The organism is Liquorilactobacillus vini DSM 20605 (genome assembly GCF_000255495.1).
Taxonomy (GTDB): domain Bacteria; phylum Bacillota; class Bacilli; order Lactobacillales; family Lactobacillaceae; genus Liquorilactobacillus; species Liquorilactobacillus vini.
On record NZ_AHYZ01000167.1, the window covers coordinates 1 to 21,739 of the forward strand.

At 39.3% G+C, this 21,739-nt stretch carries 23 protein-coding genes and 1 riboswitch; of the genes, 8 read left to right on the plus strand and 15 right to left on the minus strand.

Annotated features, from left to right (window positions below):
- Positions 1 to 670 (plus strand): ISL3 family transposase (locus ON15_RS08940; RefSeq protein WP_026049557.1); only part of this gene is annotated, 670 nt, incomplete at its 5' end.
- A gap of 134 nt (positions 671 to 804) precedes the next feature.
- Here ON15_RS08940 and ON15_RS08945 read toward each other — a convergent pair.
- The 5 genes from ON15_RS08945 to ON15_RS08965 all read right to left on the minus strand — a co-directional run bounded on the left by ON15_RS08945 (position 805) and on the right by ON15_RS08965 (position 6,555).
- Positions 805 to 1,776: an ABC transporter ATP-binding protein gene (locus ON15_RS08945; RefSeq protein WP_010581146.1), complete on the minus strand. Its 972-nt coding sequence runs from the start codon at positions 1,774 to 1,776 to the stop codon at positions 805 to 807.
- 18 nt (positions 1,777 to 1,794) lie between these two features.
- Positions 1,795 to 2,838 carry an ABC transporter ATP-binding protein gene (locus ON15_RS08950; protein ID WP_010581147.1) on the minus strand — a complete coding sequence of 348 codons (1,044 nt, stop codon included), beginning with the start codon at positions 2,836 to 2,838 and terminating at the stop codon, positions 1,795 to 1,797.
- 8 nt (positions 2,839 to 2,846) lie between these two features.
- Positions 2,847 to 3,872, minus strand: a complete 1,026-nt coding sequence (locus tag ON15_RS08955; protein WP_010581148.1) for an ABC transporter permease — start codon at positions 3,870 to 3,872, stop codon at positions 2,847 to 2,849.
- A gap of 2 nt (positions 3,873 to 3,874) precedes the next feature.
- Entirely contained in the window at positions 3,875 to 4,804 is a 930-nt protein-coding gene (opp3b, locus tag ON15_RS08960; RefSeq protein ID WP_010581149.1) for an oligopeptide ABC transporter permease, read from the minus strand.
- A gap of 125 nt (positions 4,805 to 4,929) precedes the next feature.
- Positions 4,930 to 6,555 carry a peptide ABC transporter substrate-binding protein gene (locus ON15_RS08965; protein WP_010581150.1) on the minus strand — a complete coding sequence of 542 codons (1,626 nt, stop codon included), beginning with the start codon at positions 6,553 to 6,555 and terminating at the stop codon, positions 4,930 to 4,932.
- Between the two features lie 372 nt (positions 6,556 to 6,927).
- On the opposite strand from ON15_RS08965, the gene hflX reads away from it, so the two are divergent.
- The gene (gene hflX, locus ON15_RS08970) at positions 6,928 to 8,178 is read left to right on the plus strand and encodes a GTPase HflX (RefSeq protein ID WP_010581151.1); all 1,251 of its coding nucleotides are present in this window, start codon (positions 6,928 to 6,930) and stop codon (positions 8,176 to 8,178) included.
- A gap of 57 nt (positions 8,179 to 8,235) precedes the next feature.
- On the opposite strand, the gene ON15_RS08975 is transcribed toward hflX, so the two are convergent.
- The 4 genes from ON15_RS08975 to ON15_RS08990 all read right to left on the minus strand — a co-directional run bounded on the left by ON15_RS08975 (position 8,236) and on the right by ON15_RS08990 (position 10,638).
- Positions 8,236 to 9,033, minus strand: coding sequence for a DUF6681 family protein (locus ON15_RS08975; RefSeq protein ID WP_010581152.1), 798 nt, complete (start codon positions 9,031 to 9,033; stop codon positions 8,236 to 8,238).
- Between the two features lie 16 nt (positions 9,034 to 9,049).
- The gene (locus ON15_RS08980) at positions 9,050 to 9,514 is read right to left on the minus strand and encodes a hypothetical protein (RefSeq protein WP_010581153.1); all 465 of its coding nucleotides are present in this window, start codon (positions 9,512 to 9,514) and stop codon (positions 9,050 to 9,052) included.
- Between the two features lie 69 nt (positions 9,515 to 9,583).
- Positions 9,584 to 10,021, minus strand: a complete 438-nt coding sequence (locus ON15_RS08985) for a Fur family transcriptional regulator (RefSeq protein ID WP_010581154.1) — start codon at positions 10,019 to 10,021, stop codon at positions 9,584 to 9,586.
- A 62-nt stretch (positions 10,022 to 10,083) separates the two neighbouring features.
- The gene (locus ON15_RS08990) at positions 10,084 to 10,638 is read right to left on the minus strand and encodes a guanylate kinase (protein ID WP_010581155.1); all 555 of its coding nucleotides are present in this window, start codon (positions 10,636 to 10,638) and stop codon (positions 10,084 to 10,086) included.
- Between the two features lie 122 nt (positions 10,639 to 10,760).
- Between ON15_RS08990 and ON15_RS11810 the strand changes: the two genes are divergently transcribed.
- From ON15_RS11810 to ON15_RS09015, 6 genes are all read left to right on the plus strand, one after another.
- Positions 10,761 to 10,928 carry a hypothetical protein gene (locus ON15_RS11810; RefSeq protein WP_010581156.1) on the plus strand — a complete coding sequence of 56 codons (168 nt, stop codon included), beginning with the start codon at positions 10,761 to 10,763 and terminating at the stop codon, positions 10,926 to 10,928.
- Between the two features lie 185 nt (positions 10,929 to 11,113).
- Positions 11,114 to 12,511 carry an APC family permease gene (locus ON15_RS08995; RefSeq protein WP_010581157.1) on the plus strand — a complete coding sequence of 466 codons (1,398 nt, stop codon included), beginning with the start codon at positions 11,114 to 11,116 and terminating at the stop codon, positions 12,509 to 12,511.
- A 90-nt stretch (positions 12,512 to 12,601) separates the two neighbouring features.
- Complete coding sequence (locus ON15_RS09000; protein WP_010581158.1) at positions 12,602 to 15,007, plus strand: Xaa-Pro dipeptidyl-peptidase; 2,406 nt, start codon at positions 12,602 to 12,604, stop codon at positions 15,005 to 15,007.
- A gap of 65 nt (positions 15,008 to 15,072) precedes the next feature.
- Positions 15,073 to 15,978: a proline-specific peptidase family protein gene (locus tag ON15_RS09005; RefSeq protein WP_010581159.1), complete on the plus strand. Its 906-nt coding sequence runs from the start codon at positions 15,073 to 15,075 to the stop codon at positions 15,976 to 15,978.
- Between the two features lie 196 nt (positions 15,979 to 16,174).
- Positions 16,175 to 17,491 carry an MATE family efflux transporter gene (locus tag ON15_RS09010; RefSeq protein WP_010581160.1) on the plus strand — a complete coding sequence of 439 codons (1,317 nt, stop codon included), beginning with the start codon at positions 16,175 to 16,177 and terminating at the stop codon, positions 17,489 to 17,491.
- A gap of 13 nt (positions 17,492 to 17,504) precedes the next feature.
- A complete protein-coding gene (locus tag ON15_RS09015) occupies positions 17,505 to 17,897 on the plus strand; it encodes a VOC family protein (RefSeq protein WP_010581161.1) in 393 nt (130 codons plus the stop codon).
- A gap of 110 nt (positions 17,898 to 18,007) precedes the next feature.
- Here the strand turns inward: ON15_RS09015 and ON15_RS09020 are convergent, their stop codons facing one another.
- The 6 genes from ON15_RS09020 to ON15_RS09045 form a co-directional block, all read right to left on the minus strand.
- Positions 18,008 to 18,766: a 3-oxoacyl-ACP reductase gene (locus ON15_RS09020; RefSeq protein WP_010581162.1), complete on the minus strand. Its 759-nt coding sequence runs from the start codon at positions 18,764 to 18,766 to the stop codon at positions 18,008 to 18,010.
- Positions 18,763 to 18,993, minus strand: coding sequence for a DUF2829 domain-containing protein (locus ON15_RS09025; RefSeq protein WP_010581163.1), 231 nt, complete (start codon positions 18,991 to 18,993; stop codon positions 18,763 to 18,765). The genes ON15_RS09020 and ON15_RS09025 overlap by 4 nt, the downstream gene beginning before the upstream one ends.
- A gap of 12 nt (positions 18,994 to 19,005) precedes the next feature.
- Positions 19,006 to 19,497 carry a QueT transporter family protein gene (locus tag ON15_RS09030; protein WP_010581164.1) on the minus strand — a complete coding sequence of 164 codons (492 nt, stop codon included), beginning with the start codon at positions 19,495 to 19,497 and terminating at the stop codon, positions 19,006 to 19,008.
- Positions 19,498 to 19,502: 5 nt separating this feature from the next.
- Positions 19,503 to 19,548: riboswitch (PreQ1 riboswitch) on the minus strand.
- A 154-nt stretch (positions 19,549 to 19,702) separates the two neighbouring features.
- Positions 19,703 to 20,518, minus strand: coding sequence for a Cof-type HAD-IIB family hydrolase (locus ON15_RS09035; protein ID WP_010581165.1), 816 nt, complete (start codon positions 20,516 to 20,518; stop codon positions 19,703 to 19,705).
- 21 nt (positions 20,519 to 20,539) lie between these two features.
- A complete protein-coding gene (locus ON15_RS09040; protein ID WP_010581166.1) occupies positions 20,540 to 21,271 on the minus strand; it encodes a TerC family protein in 732 nt (243 codons plus the stop codon).
- Positions 21,272 to 21,297: 26 nt separating this feature from the next.
- Positions 21,298 to 21,669, minus strand: coding sequence for a helix-turn-helix domain-containing protein (locus tag ON15_RS09045; RefSeq protein WP_235720449.1), 372 nt, complete (start codon positions 21,667 to 21,669; stop codon positions 21,298 to 21,300).
- Positions 21,670 to 21,739: the final 70 nt, after the last annotated feature.

The window sequence follows — 21,739 nt, forward strand, 5'->3', positions numbered from 1 at the left end:
CTTGTCTAAAAACATTTGTGCTTACTTTGAAAATCGCTATTCTTTAGAAGAACGTTTAGCTGTCAAATCGGTTGTCATCGATTTAAATGCCAATTACCAGCTTTTCATCAGACGACTTTTTCCGCATGCTAAAATCATTATTGATCGCTTTCACATTGTTCAATTGGTAAATCGGGCTTTCGATCAGCTTAGGGTTACAATTTTAAAGCAACAAAGCGATAAGCATAGCCGGATTTACAAAGCTTTAAAAATCAATTGGCGTTTGTTTCATAAAGATACTGAAAAAATCAATCGTTCAAAAACGCAATATTTCAGAGGGCTTAACGAATATATGACACAACAGAACCTAATTGATTTAGGGCTTAGTACTAATTCAAAGCTTAAATATACCTATGAAACAGCTCACCAAATCCAAGAAGCAATTAAAAAACAAGATTCAAAAAAGCTCAGACAAGTGCTAACTAATTACCAAAAACAACAATCTCCAATGGATACTTCAATTACAACCCTGAAGAAAAATTTGAAATATGTTTCAAACAGCTGTGAATCAGCGTTTCCTAATGGGCCGATCGAAGGCATCAATCGCAAAATTAAAGCACTTAAACGGATCTGTTACGGATTCAAAAATATGGACCATTTTTATGCCAGAATTCTTTTAATTGTAAAATAAAGAAGCCCCCTATTCAGAGGACTTCATGGTTCCACCAATACGATTTGACGGAGACCCAAAAAACCGACTACTCAATTAATATTGATATAGTCGGTATTTTTGTTATGCGCTAATAAAGCTTATTTAAAAGGTAATTAATAATTGTTAGCTCCCTGCTTTTCAGCTGCCAAAGCCCGCTGACGATACTTAGGGATCTCTGCTTCGGAACAACGGACAAATCTGCCAGGTACGATTTCTCGTAATTTACGAGGCTGATCAGGAAGATCTTTTTCCTGACTAGCATCATAAACAATTTGTTTCCGCTGACGTTCGTATTCAGGATCAGGAACTGGCACGGCGGAGATTAAGCTGGCAGTATAATCATGCAGTGGATGTTCATAAACATCATCGGCTGGCCCAACTTCCAACAATTTACCATAATGCATAACCCCAATACGATCAGAAATATATTTGACCATTGATAAATCATGGGCGATAAACAAATAGGTTAAGCCATGCTTTTCTTGCAATTCTTTTAATAAATTAACTACTTGCGCTTGAATTGAAACATCCAACGCTGAAATTGGTTCATCAGCAATGATAAATTTTGGCCGAACTGCCAGAGCACGGGCAATGCCAATTCGCTGTCTCTGCCCGCCGGAAAATTCGTGAGGATAACGACTAGAATGATCACGATTTAAACCAACTGTTTCCAAAAGATCCTCAACAATTTGACTGCGTTCTTGATCATTTTTAGCTAAATGATGAATATCAAGCCCTTCCGCAACAATATCCTTAATCTTCATCCGCGGATTTAAAGAAGCATAGGGATCTTGAAAAATCATCTGCATTTTGCGCCGAAAAGCTAAGAATTCCTTACGTGTCTTTAACTTGCTAATATCCTGACCGTCAAAAATGATTTTCCCAGCAGTTGGTTGGTACAAATGAATAATACTGCGTCCCGTTGTTGTTTTACCGGAACCGGACTCGCCAACTAAACCGAAAGTCTCACCTTCATAAATATCAAAACTGACATCATCGACCGCTCGGACTTCGTTAGCTTTTCCCACATTAAAATACTGTTTTAGATGCTTAACTTCTAAAAGCTTTTTACGATTTTCTGTCATGGATATTCTCCTCGGTCTTTATTTGGCTTTGTCTTTCATCATTCCCGCATAAATCTTCCACCGCCGCTGAATTTCCGCTGGAGGAGTGATCTTAGGTGCATCAGGATGCAACAGCCAAGTTGCTGCATAGTGGGTATCTGTTATCTTGAAAAATGGTGGCTTTTTTTCTGCATCGATCTTCATTGCGTATGGATTACGAGCTGCAAATGGATCTCCCTTGGGTGGATCCAGTAGATCCGGCGGTGTTCCTGGAATAGCCTCCAGTTTTGTACTAGAAAGCGTCGGCATCGAATTCAATAGTCCCCAAGTATAAGGATGCTGCGGATCAAAGAAAATCTCATCAACTGTGCCGTATTCAATAATTTCCCCAGCATACATAACAGCTACGCGATTCGCCATTCCTGCGACAACACCTAAATCATGGGTAATAAAGATAATTGAAGTTTCAATTTTGGACTGCAATTCCTTCATCAAGTCTAAAATCTGCGCCTGAATCGTCACATCTAAAGCAGTTGTCGGTTCATCAGCAATTAAAATTTCCGGATAGCAAACCAACGCAATTGCAATCACAATTCGCTGACGCATCCCGCCGGAAAACTGGTGCGGATAATTATTGATTCGCTGTTCAGCATCTTGAATGCCAACTAGTTTCATAATTTCTAATGCCTGCTGCCAGGCTTTCTTTTTATCCATGTGCTTATGCTTAATTAGCGGTTCAGCAATCTGCTGGCCAATTTTCATTGTCGGATCTAATGAAGTCATTGGATCTTGAAAAATCATTGCAATATCTTTACCACGAATATTTTGCATTTCTTTTTCAGTTTTTTGCAGCAAATCTTGACCATGATACATGATTGAACCACCTATCACGCGCGCATTATTAGCCAATAAACCCATAATACTCTTCGTAGTTACTGACTTACCTGACCCAGACTCACCAACAATCGCTAAAGTTTCACCCTTATTTAGATGGAAACTAACATCACGAATTGCTTTGACTTCTCCGGCATAAGTATGAAAGTCAATTTTTAAATTTTTAACGTCTAAAATTCTCTCTACCATGCTGCCACCTACCTTCTCGTCTTCGGATCAAATGCATCACGCAAGCCATCACCTAGCAGGTTGAAGGCAATCATCAAGACACACAAGACAATTGCTGGATACCACATTTGATACGGCAAAAACTGGAAGTTCTTTTGGCCATCGTTTAACAGCACCCCTAAGGATGTCTGTGGCGAGCTGATCCCGATTCCAATGAAGCTTAAGAAAGCCTCAAAGAAAATGGCAGTTGGGATGGTATACATCGTTTGAATAATAATGATACTCGAGAGATTCGGCACCAAATGCTTGATCGCAATCTTGACCGGCGATTCTCCTAACGTTCGTGCTGCCAAAACATACTCTTGTGATTTCAGTGAGAGCGTTTCGGCGCGAATCATTCGGGCCATCGTTGTCCAACTGGAAATCGCAATTGCACAAATAATTGACGTCATTCCAGGTTTCAAAACCAACAGCATCAAAACAACAATTACTAAGTTAGGAACTGAAGAAATAATTTCGATAATCCGCTGCATGACATTATCGACTCGGCCACCTTTCCAGCCGGAGATAATGCCATAAGCAACTCCAATCGTCAAATCAAAGAAGGTCGCCACAAAAGCCACAATCAAAGAAATTTTTGTTCCATAAATAATTCGTTCAGCTAATGAACGTCCCAAATAATCTGTTCCTAAATAGAAGTATTTATCACTTGGAACATGATTTTGCTTGTATTCATCAACCCATTGACCACTAACTTTTAACTTGCCATTAAAACCGTTAATATCAATGCCCGGAATTTTTGCTGGCAAATTGGCATACTTAGGAGCTGACTTAACCAGTGAATCATGATCAATAAATGGTGTTGAACCAAAAGCAATCACAACCATTACCACAATGATCCATAAAGAAATTACCGCTCCTTTATTCTTTTTGAGCCGCAGCCAAGCATCTTGTAAAAAAGTCAATGATGGGGCAGCGATTTTTTCATTATCAAGCGACTCTGCTTTAGGTAACGGCTGAAAACTATCTGCGCTTAATTTGATTTTTTCTTCCATGCTTAATCCCCATTTCCGCTTAATCGAATCCGTGGGTCAATGATCCCATAAACAATATCTGTTAACAAAATTACCGCAACTAATCCCGCTGAAAAGAGCATCGTTACACCCATGATTGTCGGATAGTCATTAACCAAAATTGATTTAACAAATTGTTCACCAATTCCTGGAATTGAAAAAATGTTTTCAATGACCATTGAACCAGTCATTAAAGCCACTGTATATGGTCCAATTAAAGTAACTAACGGAATCAGGCTATTGCGCAATGCATGATGATAGACGATTCCAAATTTGCTCATGCCCTTCGCTCGGGCCAGTTCAATATAATCCGAGTTTAAAACGTCGACCATCCCTGTCCGGACAAACCGAGCTGTTTCAGCCAACGGTCCAACACCCAAGGCAATCGTCGGCAAAACCGTATAGCTAAAGTTGCCCCAATCAGCAATCGGAAACCAGCCAAGTTTTAAAGCAATGTAGTATTGCAACAAAACTGCCAACACAAAGTTAGGAACTGATTTTCCAATAATTGAAACAATGGTGGCAGTTGTATCAACCCACGTATTGCGATTAATAGCCGCAATTGAACCAATGATAATGCCAAAGAAGACTCCAAAAATCATCGCTTGGGCGCCTAATTGAGCTGACGGTCCGATCCGACTAGCAATCAAGTAGGATACTGGTTGATTGCTAAATTGGAAAGATGTTCCTAAGTCGCCATGCAACATCCCCAAAATATAGATCAAGTATTGTTGCCAAACTGGTTTATTCAAACCATATTGTTCGTTCATGATGTGAATCTGTTGCGGCGTCATTTTCTGCTGATTTGAATATGGTGTCCCTGGCATCAATTTCATTAAGAAAAAGGTAATGGTTGCTACCAGAAAGAGTGTCAAAATCATGTAGAAAACACGCTTAATAAGATACTTTCGCATATTTTCCCCTCGCATTCTCTAATATGCACCTTAATAATTTCTTTAACGCGGCTTAAAGCTAATAATTGGGGGAATAACCGCAGACTCAGTTAATCCCCCAATTATTATATCATTATTTAAACAATTTATTTAGCAATATAGGCATCTTTAAAGTTATAGTTGACACCCGCTGGATTGTAAATTACACCTTTAACCTTTGATTTAACTAAAGTTGCATTTGCTTGCTGGTAGATTGGCGCAATTCCTTGATCTTTCATCAAGATCTTTTCAGCTTTAACCAAATCATTCCAACGTTTGTTAGCATTGCCAGCATCCGTTGTCTTCGAAGCTTGGATTAACTTATCATATTCCGTGTTCTTCCATTTACCATTGTTATATGAGTTATCCGAGGTAAATAAGTCTAAGAAACTGATTGGATCAGAGAAATCAGCACCCCAGCCAGAAACCACAACATCAAATTGACCATTCTCTGACCGTGATAACCGAGTCTTGAAAGGTACATTTTCAACAGAAACTTTGGCACCCTTTAAGTTTTCTTCAATTGCACTTTGTAAGAACTGAGTCGTATTATTGCCGGCATCGGTATCATCACTTAAGATTGAAAAGCTCAAGTTTTTAACCCCAAGTTCTTTCAAGCCTTCAGCCCATAATTTCTTAGCTTCAGCAATATTAGATTCGGTTCCTGATTTAACATAAGCTGCCGTGGCAAAGTCAACGCCATTGTGTTTAGCCAAGCCAGTCGAAACATAACCCTTAGCAACTGTTGAACCATCACCTAAAACTTTGTTAACAAATTGTTTCCGGTTGATGACCATGGAAATTGCCTGCCGGATCTTTTGATTCTGGAATTCCTTCTTAGTCTGATTGAATTCAAGATAGAAAGTTGTTGCACCGCGCCGAACAACGTAATCCTTCGAGCCCTTCAGCTGTTTAGCTTGTTCAGCACCAAGGTTGGTTTCATCAAGTTTGCCTGATTGATACAAATTATAAGCAGTTGTGTTGCTCTTGTTGACTTTGAAATTGATCGCTGATAACTTAACATTCTTCTTATCCCAGTAATCGTTGTTTTTCTTCAAAGTCCAGCTTAAGTTTGAACCAGTCCATTTTGTCATCTTGAATGGTCCGTCATAAACCATGTACTTCGAAGCTGTTCCGTATTTGCTGCCATATTGTTTAACAGCCTTTTGATTTTGTGGGAAGAAAACCGGGAAGCCCATCAACAGTTTAAAGTATGGTAGTTTTTTCTCTAAGGTAACGGTTAATTTATAATTGCCATCTGCCTTGATTCCCAGAGTTGAAACAGCTTTTTTACCGGCCATGATTGCATCAGCATTTTTAATCCCGCTAAACAAATAAGCATATTGGGAAGCTGTCTTAGGATTAACTGTCCGTTGCCAAGAATAAACAAAATCTTTAGCAGTAACCTTATCACCATTACTCCACTTAGCATTTTTACGTAAAGTGAAGACATACTTCATGCCATCATTTGAAACCTGTGTTTTAGTTGCTAAACCCGGCTCAATTTTACTATCCTTGCCTAACCGATAAATACCTTCCATTGAGTTATTCAACATATCAAAACTTACAACATCCGTTGCCTTCGAAAGATCCATCGTCGGCAGTTCTGAATTTTCATTCCAGTTCAAGACTTGCTTTGAAGCCGTGCTGCTCGACTTTGAACCACAGGCAGCTAAAGCAACTGCTGAAAAAGCAACAACTGCTGCAAGCTTGGCCAATTTGTTCAATTTCATTTACAACTACCCCTTTTTTGTCCAGTAAAGAAACATTATTTATAATGTCTTTGATTTTACTAGATGTAAAGATTAAATTCAAGTAAAGAACTTATATTGTTCTTAATAAAAGATCATTTATTCAAATTTCTTTTGAATCCACACCTCTTTAATTACTATGAACAAAGCAATTTTAAATTATTTTAATTTTCATAAATCTCAAATTGAATTTAATTTTTCTGAGCTCAAAAATAATTTTATTACTAAGATTCGCTAATTTACTTTCAAAAGTTAATTTTTTTATTATCGAAAGGAGTTTTTCTTAAGCAAACTAGCTTTAAAACCTCAATTTTTAATAAAAGATGCTACAATTAAAGTATTCAGGAGGAAATTATGACAAAAATTATCATCACTGGCTTAAATTTAAAAACCGCCGACTTCGATTACTCAATGCAGGAATTCGCTAATTTAGCCCAAGCTGCGGAAATGGATGTTTGTCTTCAATTGACCCAAACCACCGATCACCCGAATGCCGGAACTTATTTGGGCAGCGGTAAAGTTGCTGAATTAGCGGCTGCGATTCAAGCTAATCAAGCCGAAGCCTTATTGGTCAACGCTCAGTTATCGCCAACCCAGTTAAGAAATATTGAATCTCTAGTCAAAGTTCCAGTTATTGATCGAACTGAATTGATTCTCGAAATTTTTTCTCGGCGCGCCCAAACTAAACGTGCGCAATTACAAGTTGAAATTGCACGCTTAAAATATCAATTGCCACGCTTACGGGTCTCTGGTTTTAATAAGCTTGATCAACAAAACGGCGGTGGACAAGGTGCAAACCGTGGTGCTGGGGAAACGCAGCATGAGTTGACCAAAAGAACCTTACAAAAAAGGATTACCCAGCTGACTCATCAATTACAAGAACTTGCCACTGAGCAAACTACGCAAAGCCGGGCCCGCAAGCGCTCTGGTTTGCCATCGGTGGCTTTGGTTGGCTATACTAACGCTGGTAAGTCAACAACTTTTAATGGTTTGGTGAAACTTTTTGGTGAAAAAACTGCCCACCAAGTTTTAGTCAAAGATCAGCTCTTCGCAACCTTAGACACCTCTATTAGAAGACTGACTTTCCCTGATCAAAAAGCATTGCTACTCAGCGATACCGTCGGCTTTATCAGTCAACTGCCAGCTGATCTGCTAGAAGCGTTTAAAACTACCTTGGAAACTGTCTTAGATGCCGATCTTTTAGTCCAAGTTGTCGATTGCAGCCATCCAGAACACCAAAAAATGATCGCTGCTACCAATCAAACGCTCCAGGAAATTGGAGCCGATGCGATTCCGATGATCTATGCTTATAACCAAGCTGATAAATTAGAAATTGCTTATCCAGTCACTGAAGGCCAACAAATTACTTACTCTGCAATGGATTCAAGATCGTTGAAAATGTTGGCTGAGCTTTTAAAGCAGCAATTGTTCAAGGGATATCAAAAACTTGATTATTTAATACCTTATACCGCAGGAAAATACGTTGAAGAACTCAATCAGCAAGCTCATGTTTTAAAGACCAGCTACACGGAAACAGGAACTTTGCTTCAAGCTGAAGTTTCACCGGTTCAAGCTCAAAAATATGTTCGTTTCCAAAAACATTAATCAAAAAGACTAGCTAATTAAATCAAAGCAATCGATTTAATTAGCTAGTCTTTATTTTTATTTCGTCCGATATGCTAACTCAACTTTAAGTCGAAACGGTCGTTCTTCCTTCATGACACTTGAGCGCCCGGCAAATTTAATTGGCCCACCATAAATTGCAGCAGTGGCAACAAACAAGTGATATTTTTCAGCTGCTTGTGCTGCTGGCATTAAACCAATTGTTTTGATTTGACCAAGTTCTTTTTTTTCGATTTGATTGACGCCACCAACTAAAAACAGTTTTTTTGCTCGTCGCTGTAATTCAAAATACGGCAAAGCAATTGGCTCAGGTAAAATTGCAACTGTCTTACCCGGTTTTTTTGCCCGCAAAATATCACTATCACTTAAGCCACCATAATCTAACTGCAAATAATTCTGGGCAGCTAATTGCTTAACAATTTGATTTAAGCCGGCCTGCTCGGTAACTGAAAAGACTAATTCGGCTGGCAAAACCTGTTCATTCGTAAATAGGCCATTGGTTTGCACATACCCCGGCTGAGGACGACTAATCGTTTTAGGCTCTGACCGTGGCCGTAAGTGCAACTTAGCTTCCATCCAAGGAGTAAAATCCAAGCGCGAATTTTTCTTAGTAAAATAGTAAATAGCATTCAAATATGCTAAATATGCTAATCCAAGAAAAGCCAGAATAAATAATAATCCGCGAACCCAAAAACCGTTCGAAAAAAAACGTGAAGCTACATATAATAAATAAAAATCACCAATTGATCCCAATACGGTATAAACTTGATTTTTTAACCGGACATTCATATTGATATAACCGAGATAACTGCTGATCATTCCAATAAAACTAAACACACTGCTTCCCTCCTAGTTATTGGCTTTGAGTAGCTGTTTTAGCACTTGAAGAGCTGGAAGTACTTGTTTCTTGCTGATCCGTCGACTGACTGCTGGATGCTGACGAAGGCTGACTGCTGCTAGACTCTTCCCTTGGAGTTGAACTACTTTGTTCATCTTGGTTTTCAGTTTCATTTTGCTGACTTGACGATTCTTGAACTGAACTTTCAGCCGATGTTTGGCCAGCTTTTTGACTTGATTGCTCCCTCATAGAAGAAGTTTCTGACTTATCGCTTGACCTTGACTTACTACTGTCATCTTTAATTGAACTAACTGAGCTAGATGATCCCGACACATTACTGCTAGTAGTTGATGAAATTTTAGCTGGTTGTCCCTCGGAAGTATGAGTAGCTGTATTGACTACGACATTTGTCGCACCTAAAGCCAAAACAATCGACATAATAGCAAAAGGCGTAATGAATGGTGGCGTTGAACTTGCCATCTAAATCGCTCCATTTCTAATAAATTCCGTTATTGAATAACGTAAGTCATTTTTTTTGAGAATGCAAGGTTATTTTTTTGAATTTTTTACTAAGCTTGCACATTTAGAACATAACCCATACAGTTCAAAATGATGACCTTCTATTTGACATCCTGGTAATTGTTCAGCAAAGAAATCCATTGGACACATTTTGAGTTCCTGAACTTGGCCACAGCGGCGACAAATAAAATGATGATGATGCTGATGAACAAAATCACACTGGTATTTGACCATAGTATTGCCATTTTTAATCCGTTGTTCCACAATGCCCATTTCATCAAATTCTTTAAGGTTACGATAAATTGTATTATGGCTCATTCCCGGATACAGTTGGTGTAAATATTCATCAACTGTTGTAATATCAACATATTGATCGCGAAAGCCACTTAAATACTTTAACAAGCTCTGACGTTGCTTAGTAATCCGGTAACCATTTTTTTGTAAAATCTTGATTGCTACATCAACCACTGCCTTCATACTCCCTTTAAAAGATAACAATTACTATTAAGTTAAGTATACCACAGGCCAATTTAATTGTCCGAATGTACGTTTGCTTGAACTAGCAACTGTGCAATCAATCTGCGGGTAGTTTCCCACCTGTTATTTTTCAATATCCAGCATTTGCCCTGCAAACCTGCTGGCAGTTTTAAGTCACGCTGTCCCTCACGGCTTTGCAAATGCAAGCGGCCATCCACCCCGCGCTGCAGCAGTCGCTGATCTAATTGTGGCGCTGAACTAGTGATATACCAGCAGATTGCTTGGCGACCAAATTTCTGCAAATAGGTTTCCGCTCCTTTGGTATCAAGAATAATTACCGCCTGATCAGCAGCTTTCCAAACAAGCTTCAAAGCTTCAAGCGAAGAACCATACCAATAATGATCGTACTTAACGTATTCCAAGAGTTGCTGAGCAAAAAATGATTTCTCGGTTTCAAAGTAATAGTCCCGTCCAGTCTGCTCATTAAAACGAGGTTTCCTGGTTGTGTGGGTAATGACCCGTTTAAAACCAGCGGCTTGCACTAAATAATTGGCAATTGTTGTTTTTCCGACTCCTGGTGGCCCACAAAGAATCAATATTTTCTTCATAAATTCTAACTCCTATGCAAAAAATTTGAAAAAATCCTCGCCCAGTCCTAAGTTAAACTTGTGGTGGTTGATCTCTAAATAGATTGTACTACCATTATTAATATTTTTTAGGAGGGAGTTAGATGGATTTTTGGAAAAGAAATCACAAATGGTACTCTTTAGCCTTAGATACCAAAAAACAAGTTTTTATTGCTCAAGCAAATGCTGATCCACAGTTAAAAGTTGAAGCTTCAACAATCGAAGGAGCCTTAAATCAATTAAAGCAATTAACAAAGGATGCTCATGAATAAATTCAAAGCTAATTTGATCAACCGTTTTTCATTCAACCCATCGCCTTAGGTTAACAACCAGGCGATGGTTTTTTAATTGTTTTCTTAACTAAACTTAACTTTGAAAATATATTTGACATTTTACTTTAATTATGGGTAATATCATTAAGTATAACATTTTATTCTTAATTAAAGAGGGGATCTAGTTGAGTCTTAAAGAGCGGATTTTCAGGAAGGAAAGTTTGACTCGCTATCTGGATAAAGATGGGCGTTTAGTAAAATCAATGGGGGCTGGTGACCTAATTGCATTGGGAATTGGTGCAGTAATTGGCACTGGGATCTTCATTCTTCCAGGAACTGTAGCAGCTTTGCATAGTGGTCCGGGAATTATCCTTTCCTTTGTGATTGCGGCAATTGTTTGTTCAACAGCAGCGATGTGTTACGCTGAATTTTCTTCAGCTTTGCCAATTGCAGGAAGTGCTTATTCATTTGGCAATGTAGTCTTTGGTGAAATTATCGGCTGGTTTTTAGGTTGGGCCTTGATTCTCGAATACATGCTGGCTGTTGCCGCTGTTTCTACTGGCTGGGCCGCTTATTTTAACTCATTTATCGCCGGCTTTGGGGTCAAGCTTCCTCAAGCTATCAGCGGCTATTTTGATCCGGCTCATGGGACTTATGTTAATTTAGTTGCAATTTTAATCGTCTTATTGATTTCATTTATTTTATCCCAAGGAGTCAAGACTTCCGTTCATATCAATAATTTGATCGTTTTGATCAAGATCGCAATTATTATTATTTTCTTGCTAGTTGGGATGTTTTATATTAAACCGGCTAACTGGCATCCCTTCTTGCCATTTGGAATCAACGGCGTTTTCACCGGTGCCAGTCTGGTTTTCTTTGCTTACTTAGGTTTTGATGCCGTTTCAGCCTCCGCTGCTGAAGTTAAAAATCCTAAGAAAAATATGCCAATTGGAGTTTTGGGAACTTTGATCATTTGCACGATTCTTTACATTTTGGTTTCGATCGTCTTAACTGGAATGGTTTCTTACAAGAAATTAAATGTTGCTAATCCTGTTTCTTTTGCCTTGCAATACGTCAATCAAAACTGGGCTGCTGGCATTATTTCCCTAGGTGCTTTAGCCGGTATGTTCACCATGATGGTTACCATGATTTTCAGCAGTTCGCGGTTAATTTATTCAATTGGCCGCGATGGCCTATTGCCAAAATTTCTTGGTGAGGTCAGTCCCAAGCACCGCATCCCTAGCAATGCAATGCTGATCGTGACAATCGTGATTAGTTTGATGGGAGGCTTTGTTTCTTTAGACCAGTTAACTAATTTGGTTAATATTGGGACTTTGATTGCTTTCACTTTTGTCTCAATCGGAATTATTCCTTTACGTAAACGTCAAGATATTCCCAATAACGATGGTTTCAAAGTTCCGTTTTATCCAATCTTACCAATTATTTCCGCCTTATTATGCATCTTAATGATGACTAAATTGTCAATTGAAACTTGGATCGCCTCAATCGTTTGGTTTATTATTGGGATGATCATTTACTTTAGCTATGGTATTCGCCACAGTCAGTTAGCTAAAAAAGATTAACGCAAAATATTAGCTGCCGTTTAGTTTAAAACTAGCCGGCAGTTTTTTTGTTATAATGATGCTAATAAATGGATTCCTGGGAGGCCTATTATGTACAATAATCAATTTGCTCGGTTAAAATTATCATTACCCGCTAAAATCGCTGAGCTAAAAAAAATTGCTTTTTTAGATGATCAACTGCTAGCTTTGCAAGATCCCACTGAACTTTGGCGGCAATTGCTTAGCAAAGCTTTTCCACAAGCAAAATCTTCAACTGCTAAACAAGCCAAACTTGCCTCTTTAGCAGCTACTGCTGACAAAGATTTATTAACTTATTTAAAAACTGAACAGCCCGTCACTGTCACGAGTTTTTATAATGTTGCTTTACAGTTATTGGGGTTTTTGCCAGTAACTGATTTTGAACTCGACCAACCGTTAAAAATGATGCGTCAAACTAATCTCTCCTACAATGAAGTGCTGCAAACACCCCAAGATGTGATTGCTGCTTGGTATGATCTATTAACTACTTCAACTAAACTAGGCCAAACTTGGTTAGATAAACTGGCAGGTGATGGATATTTTGCTAACTGGCAAAACGTTACCCAACCGCTTTTCTTCAACGGCAAAGCGCAGCCGATTTTTGCAACTTCAAAATTGCTTTATGAAACAGTCTACGTCGAAACCGATTTGGATACTGACGAAGATGGTCAGGCTGATTTAGTCAAAGTTGATCTGATCCGGCCAGTCGAAACGCAAACTGGTTTGAAAGTGCCAGTTTTATTTACGGCCAGTCCATACAACCAAGGAACCAATGATCAAGCTGCTGATAAATTGATGCATAAAATGAACGTCCCACTGACTCACAAAAAGCCGGGTAGCGAAGACTTAACGCCCCCAACTGTTCCAACAGCAACTCCTAAAAAGCGGCCTGTCAATGGGATAACGCCGACTGCTCAAGAAACTTTTAGTGATGAATTTGGCTACAGTTTAAATGACTACTTTTTAGCTCGTGGTTTTGCCGTTGTTTACTCGGCTGGAATTGGAACTAAAGATTCTGACGGCTTGCGAACTTGCGGTACCGCGGCTGAAACACAAGCGGCCAAAGCTGTCATCGAATGGCTGCATGGAGATCGCGTGGCTTTTGTCAGTCGCTCCTCCCAGCAAGCAATCAAAGCTTGGTGGTCAAATGGTCAAGTTGCCATGACCGGTAAATCATATTTAGGGACTTTGGCTACTGCGGTCGCAACCACTGGAGTCAAAGGCTTGAAAACGGTAATTGCTGAAGCCGCCATTTCCAGCTGGTATGATTATTACCGTGATGGTGGTTTGGTCGTCGCTCCTGGTGGATTTCCCGGTGAAGATGCTGATGTTTTGGCCTTGGAATGTCAAAGCCGTCAGCAGGTCTACGGTGACTTTTTGCGGGTCAAAAAAATAGCAGCGCAAAAATTGACGGCCATAACAGCTGGTCAAGATCGTTCTAGTGGTAATTACAATGCTTTTTGGGATCAACGCAATTACTTGAAAGACTTTTCGAAAATCAAGGCTGATGTTATTTTGGTCCACGGTTTAAATGATTGGAATGTCAAGCCTCGCAATGCCTATCAATCCTGGGAGAAGCTTCAAAAATTGCCCATCAGCCAGAAGTTAATCTTACATCAAGGTCAGCATATCTACATTAATCAGCTGCGTTCGCTAGACTTTACTGATCTGATGAATCTTTGGCTATCATATGAACTTTATGGGATTGCTAATCAGGCACCGCAGCTCATTCCCCAAGTTTTAGTTCAGGATAATACCCAAATTGAAAAATGGCAGGCTTACGACAATTGGAAGACAGCTAAAACAGTTAAGTTTTATTTAAAACCAGCGCAATTAACTACTGACCAGTCTACTCAACATATCGTTAGTTTTAATGATCAATTACCAGCTGAAAAATTCACTTACTACCAGCAGCAGCCAGCTGCCTGGGAACATGACTTGCTTGAATCTAAAGCAACCTCGCCATTGCAAAAACATAAGCTAATCTTTACTAGTCAGCCGTTACCACAAGATGTTTTATTGCGCGGTGTGCCACACGTTAAGTTGCAAGTCGCGGTTAATAGCGATCATGGTTTACTAAGTTTAATGCTGGTCGATTACGGTCAAGCTAAGCGGCTGCGCTCAGCTCCCAGTGTGCTGTCAATGGATCAATTGCAACTGGGATACCATTGGCAAACTGCCAGTCCAGTTGATTTTCGATTAGAAAAAAATCCTAGCCCTTGGAAAATGATCACCAAAGGCCATCTAAATCTACAAAATCGCCAACATCCTTGGCAAGTTGATGAATTAAAAGCTAATACTTTCTATTCACTTCAAATTGATTTGCAACCAATGTTTTATCATTTGCCAGCTGGACGCCAATTAGGGTTGATCGTTTATGCAACTGATTTTGGCATGACTGTTCGTGGCAATCAAGATCTAACATATTCATTGCAATTGGCAGATTGTCAATTAGAACTTCCAGTAAGTAACTTTTGATCTTTGTTTGCAAATTAAAATCTATGCTATGATTAAGTTAAACTTACTAGGAATCAGGTGGAAAAATGAAACAAGGAACTACAATTTTAACTTTAAATAATGGTTATCATCTCTGGACTCATACCGAAGGCCAGGGTAAAATCAAATTGCTTTGTTTGCATGGCGGACCAGGAGGTAATCATGAATACTATGAAAATTTTGCTGACCAGCTAAAAGAGCTTGGGGTGCAAGTAACGATGTACGATCAGTTGGGATCATGGTATTCTGATCAACCAGATTTTTCTAAGCAGAAAAATATTGATAAGTTTTTAAATATGGACTATTTCATCAGTGAAGTCGAAGAAGTTCGGCAACAACTTGGACTTGATCAATTTTATCTAATTGGTCAATCTTGGGGTGGAATTTTAACTCAGGAATACGCCTTGCGTTATCAAGAACATCTTAAAGGCATCATTATTTCCAGTATGACAGATAATATTGCTGAATATGTCACCAATATCAATGCGATCCGCGAAAAAGAATTCTCAGCAGCCGATCTAGCTTTCATGAAGGAATGTGAAGCAAAGAACAGCTATGATAATCAACGTTATCAAAGCTTAATTGATGAACTGAATCGCGGCTACGTCGATCGCAAGCAGCCACCGGCCATTTCACACTTGACTAATACAGTGGCAACTGATGTCTACAATTATTTCCAAGGTGATAATGAATTCGTTGTTACCGGCAAGTTAAAAGGCTGGGATCGCCGCAAGGAGATTCATAAAATTCAGGTGCCAACTTTATTGACTTTTGGCGAACACGAAACAATGCCATTAGCAACTGCTCGCCGAATGGCCCAAACAATTCCACATGCTCGTTTAGCGACAACTCCTAATGGCGGTCATCATCATATGATCGACAATGCACCAGTTTACTTTGATCATTTAAAGCAATTCTTACGTGATGTGGAAAGTGGTAATTTTACTGATTAACCATGAGGCATCGAGTTCAAATACTCGGTGCTTTTTTGATCAGCTGGTTGAGTATAATTAGCTCAAGCAGTTGATTTTTGCTATAATGATTTTCGAAATGTGAAGACAAAATCGCCGGGTTTTGTAAAAAAATAGCGTTGGCAGTTGACAGGCGATCCTCGGATAAAGACTGACAACAAATTGGGAGGTTATTTTTTTGCAACAGCCATCATTATTACGTGAAAGCACTGGCTATATTTTACGAAATATTGCTGCTTCACTGGGAATTTCACTTTACGTAATTATTGATACTTTGTTTATTGCAACTGCTGCTGGTTCTATGGGGTTGGCAGCTTTAAATATCGTTTTGCCAGTATTTAATTTTATTAGCTCAATTGGTTTATTGCTTGGGATCGGTGGTTCAACGATCTATTCCATGAATAAGCTGCGCCAGCCGCAAAAAGTCGCTAGTCTTTATGGTCAGTTGCTGATCTTTGGCGTGATTTTAGGAATCAGTTTTACCTTGCTTTGCAACTTAGCTACTCGGCCATTATTGTTATTTCTAGGTGCGAATCAGCAAACATTACCATTGGCAAGCAGTTATTTGCGTATTATTTCATTAAGCACCACTTTTTATATCATTAATTATCTTTCAGTCAATTTTGTCCGCAATGATGGCAATCCTCGGCTAACAATGCTGGCGACTCTGTCAGAAACCAGCCTGGTGATCATTTTGGATTACTTGTTTATTTTTGTCTTTGGCTGGGGAATGAATGGTGCTGCCTGGGCCACTTTATTTTCACCGACGAGCAGTTTATTGATTTTGACGCGCCACCGAAAATTTTCGGGCCGCCAGCTGCAGTTGATTTTGACTTGGCCGCGTCTAACCAATCTTTGGCAAACAGCTAAATTAGGTTTCCCTTCTTTTTTGACCGAAATGAGTACTGGGGTCAGTATTTTAGTTTTTAATCTGGTTTTAGGAAAATTAGCTGGCAATTATGCAATTGCTGCTTATGGAGTAATTGCCAATACTGCGTTAGTGCTTCTGGCCTTCTTTAATGGAGTAGCCATGGGAATTCAGCCGCTAATGGCCCGCGAGTTTGGTCAAAGACATTGGCCGCAAATTAAAGCGATCCTGAAAGAAGGGATTATAATTTGCTTTTTGATTGCTTGTTTAGGCTATTTAATTCTTTTAATTTTTAAATATCCAATCATTGCTTTATTTGATCAAAGTCACCAGCCTCGTTTGATTACCTATGCCGCAGCTGGAATTCCGCTTTATTTTATCAGCACTTTTTTTTCCGGGATCAATCTGTGTTTGATGATTTTCTTGATTGCGATCAATCAGCCAAAATATTCTTTTTTCTTATCGCTAAATCGGGGCTATTTGATTTTGCTACCAATGATCCTACTAGCAGGAAAACTGGTTGGCTTGCAAGGAGTCTGGTTAAGTCTGCCACTTACAGAATTAATTGTCTTGCTACTTGGCAGTCTGTTCGTCCGTAACTTTTGGAAAAATCCACCACTAAATTAAGGAGCTTTAACTAATGAAAATTAAACGTGTTGATCATCTAGTTTTAACAGTTACTGATATTGCTAGGGCCATTCGTTTTTACCATGAGGTTTTTGATATGCCGATCATCAATTTTAACGCTCAGGGCGAACCAAATTGTGTTCGTTGTGGTCACCAATTGCTAGAGTTTCAAACCACTGATCGGTTGCCGAAATTAACCGCCGCTCAGCCGACCAGCAGCAGTGCTGCAATTTGCATTGTTAGCGGCGACAAGCCTGAAGATGTCTGCAATCACCTTAAGAGCTACTACATTCCAATTATTGCTGGCCCAGTAGAACAAGTTGGTTCCGAAGGCAAAATGACTGCAATTTATATTCATGATTGTGATCAAAATTTAATTGAAATTGCCAGTTATAAAGATCGGTAATTTAACTTATTTTCTTCAAGTCGTTAAAATCAGCAATCAAAGACCAGTCTCAAAATTAACTCTGAGACTGGTCTTTGACTATTTAAATTACACTTCAAAAATTTGGCCACTTATTTTTCAAGCCACCCGCCATCGATCGGCAAAACGACTCCATGAATATAGTCTGCTGCTCGACTAGCTAAAAAGAGCGTGGCCGCGGCAACTTCATTTGGCTGAGCCCAGCGTTGCGCTGGTGTTTGTCGCGCAACGGCTTTAGCCATAGCTTGATCCCCTGCAAAATCAGCTTGATTCATTGGTGTTTGAATTGCTCCGGGAGCTAAACAGTTAGCCCGAATGCCAGCAACCGCGTAATCATAATCTAATTGTTTAGTATATCCAATAATTGCATGCTTAGCAGCTGTATAGGCTGCTCCACCACCACCAGCAACCAGGCCAGCGATCGAAGCCATATTGATGATCACTCCTTGCCCTTGAGCAAGCATTGCTGGTAAAAATTGATTGGTCAAGCGAAAGACACTTTTCAAATCCGTATCTAAGATCTGATCCCACAGTTGTTCTGTTGTCTTAAGCGTTGGTCGATAAGCATCCAAGATTCCTGCCGTATTCAGTAAAATTTTGACCGCTCCATCAGCAAGAATTTCTTTGGCCGCTGATTTGATTGCAGCCGCTTGACTAACATCACAGTTTAAAAAATGAAACTGCTGCGGATAAGTTTTTTGAAAGGTTTTAACCAATGTGCTGGATTTTTGGTCTAGGCCCCAAACTATCGCCTGGTGCTGTAAAAATGCTTGCGCTTGGGCCGCTCCAATCCCAGAAGCGACACCGGTAATCACGATTTTTTGGTCCTTAAATTCCGAGAATTGACTCATTGTTCATCAACTTCAATCCAATCAGTTGCTAATAGATCACAAGTTGTCGGTTGAAACATTGACCAAGCCGGTGCTTCTGCCGTTTTGATCAAAAAATACGGATTAACTGGCTGACCAGCAAATTTTGGTTGAGCTATTAATAATATATACTCTTCAGAACCCGACCAATTTTGCCGAACCAGCTTTTTCCCTTGTTTTAAAAGTGATAGTGCTTGTTCAAAGGTCATTTTTTCACCTGCTTACTTGGTTAAATCGACTTTAGTGCTGATGATTCCAATTAAAATTGCACCAAGAATCATTGAACCTAATTCACCGAGGGCAACGCTTAAATAGGTTGCCCAAAAAGGTGCTTGACTGATTACATATAGTTCCAAGGCAATGATCCACATTGAAAAAGTACAAATAACAACGGCAATGGCTAATTTTTGCCAGGTCTTCTTGACGAGCTTACTCAATAAGTAACTAATTCCCGTCATTAAGAAAGTTTCCAGTGAGCCGAAAATGACATCGACCGCCCCTAAACTCGACCAGAGATTAGCGATCACACAACCCAAAGTCAAGGCCCAAACATAACGTTTATGAAAGACAGCTAAGTTATTTAGCATTTCCGATAAACGAAATTGCACCGGACCGTAGCTGAACATAATTAAAGCAATCGTTAAAACAACGTAAATGGCAGCGACTAAAGCTGCTTTAATCAAGCCAACCAATTTTTGATGTGAATTATCCAATTTGATTCCCCCTAGTTTTTTTATGGTGGGATGGTTTCGAACCACCAGGACGTTAATGACGCCGATGAAAATTATACCAAATTAAGTTAAAAAGATAAAGTTAGCTTATTTTTAAAATCCCAATAATAAAAGTCATAAAATCAGTGCTGAACTTCTTGATTCAAGCCTTGATTTCATGACTTCTAAAGCAAAGTAAATTAAATTTTCACAAAATAAATTTTTCAATTGCTTCCGCTACAGCTCCATGATTATTGTCAACTTGAGTAATATATCCTGCAGCTTGTTTAACGAATTCCTTGCCATTGGCGACACAAACGCCCAGCCCAGCTTGTTCGATCATTGGCAGATCATTACCATTATCACCAATCGCCATGATCTCTGCCGGTTTGATTCCCAGTCTTCGTCCCAATTCAAGTACCGCTTGACCTTTATCAGCCGTAATTGAATTAAATTCAATATAACGATCCGATGAAAAAGTAATATTCATTGGATAAGCAAAACTGGTTTGCACTTGCTGACGCATTTGTTTTCGCTGCTCTTCAACCGGAAGCAAAAAAATTATTTTCATCAGCTCAGCCGATTTCAAAAAATCCATTGTTGGCCGCTGACACTCACTCCAATTATTAACTCTGCCAGTAATGTATGAAATTTCAGCAGCATTGATGTTCCAAATGTATAAACGGTCTAGTGTATAAACATGCACACAACAGCCCTGACTGATCCCCAACTCAAAAAGTTGCTTGACTACTTCAAAAGGCATTGGTTGCGTCTGCAAAACTCGATTTTGATAATTTTCAACAATTGCCCCGCCATTATAGGAAATCACAAATTCATTTTTTTGCTGAAGCAAACCTAATTGTTTCAAATTATGCTGCACCGTCAAGAAACTGCGTCCGGTGTTCGGCACAAAATGAACTCCCCGAGCAACGGCTGCTTTAATGGCCTGCTGATTATCAAGCGTGATTTGTTTGTTATCTGCCAGCAAGGTCTCATCTAAATCACATGCGATTAATTTATACATTTAAAAACTCCCCAATTCTGCTTATTGCCGTAAACGATTGATGATCACCGTAACAATGATTGCTCCAAAAACAATGGCCGCAAAAATTCCAGCTGGGATCTCAATATCAATCATCGGAATTGATAAAAACAACTTAACAGCAATCACGGCAATCAAACCATATGCCATGATTTCGAGTTCCGGAATGACCTTCATTAACTTGATGATCACCTCTGCAACTCCACGCATACATAAAATTCCGATCATTCCACCAATCAGTACAATCACGGGATTGCTCGAAATTGCCAACGATGCTAAAACAGAATCAATTGAAAAAACAATATCCATCATTTCAATGGATATTACCACTGACCAAAATAGCGATAAGCCACGTTTTTTCCCTGCTTTCTGTTTTCCCGACGATGGTTGATGCGGATGAAAGCGCCGATAAAAATGATTAAGCGATAAATACATTAAATAACCCGCTCCCAGAATTTTGATTTCCCAGAAATTAATTAAATAAGTCCCAATTCCGATAATCAAAAAGCGGAAAAGATAAGCTCCCCAAAGGCCATAAAACAAAGATTTTTCCTGTTGAGTTTTAGTTGGCAACACTTGAGTCTGAGCTGCCAAGACAATCGCATTATCAACTGACAGCAAACATTCGATCAAAGCCAATGACAAAATGATCAGCCAATCCTCACTTGATTCAATTACAGTTGACCAATTTCCTAAATCAAAAAATGGTCCATAAAGTTTGGTAATAATTTCCAACAAAGATCTCCTTCTCTATAACTAAGCTAATTAAGCGGCAAAGTCAAGTCACTCTTGTCAGCAGCTGTCTGCTTTTTCGTTTTAATTGGATGCCGTCCTCGCAGATAGCTTTTGATCAAACCATAGACTTCTTGACGCTCCTTAGCTGATAATAAGTTTCCTTCTAATGTCAACTGCGTATTCATCGCAAAAATATCTGCCAAATCAAGTTCTTGATAAGCTCGACCAACTAAAAAATCAACTGACACGTTAAAAAAACACGCCAGTTTTAAAACCTCCAGATAAGATGGCGTATTGATTCCTCGTTCCCAGCTGCCAATTTGCGGCCCAGAATTTGGTTTGTTGCTGACTGAAAAATCCATCTCATTCAATTGTTTGGCCAGTTCATTCAAAGTCAAGCTACGACCTCTCCGTAGTGCTTTTAATCTCTCAGGAAACATAACGTCACTCCTTTTTTAAGCATAACAC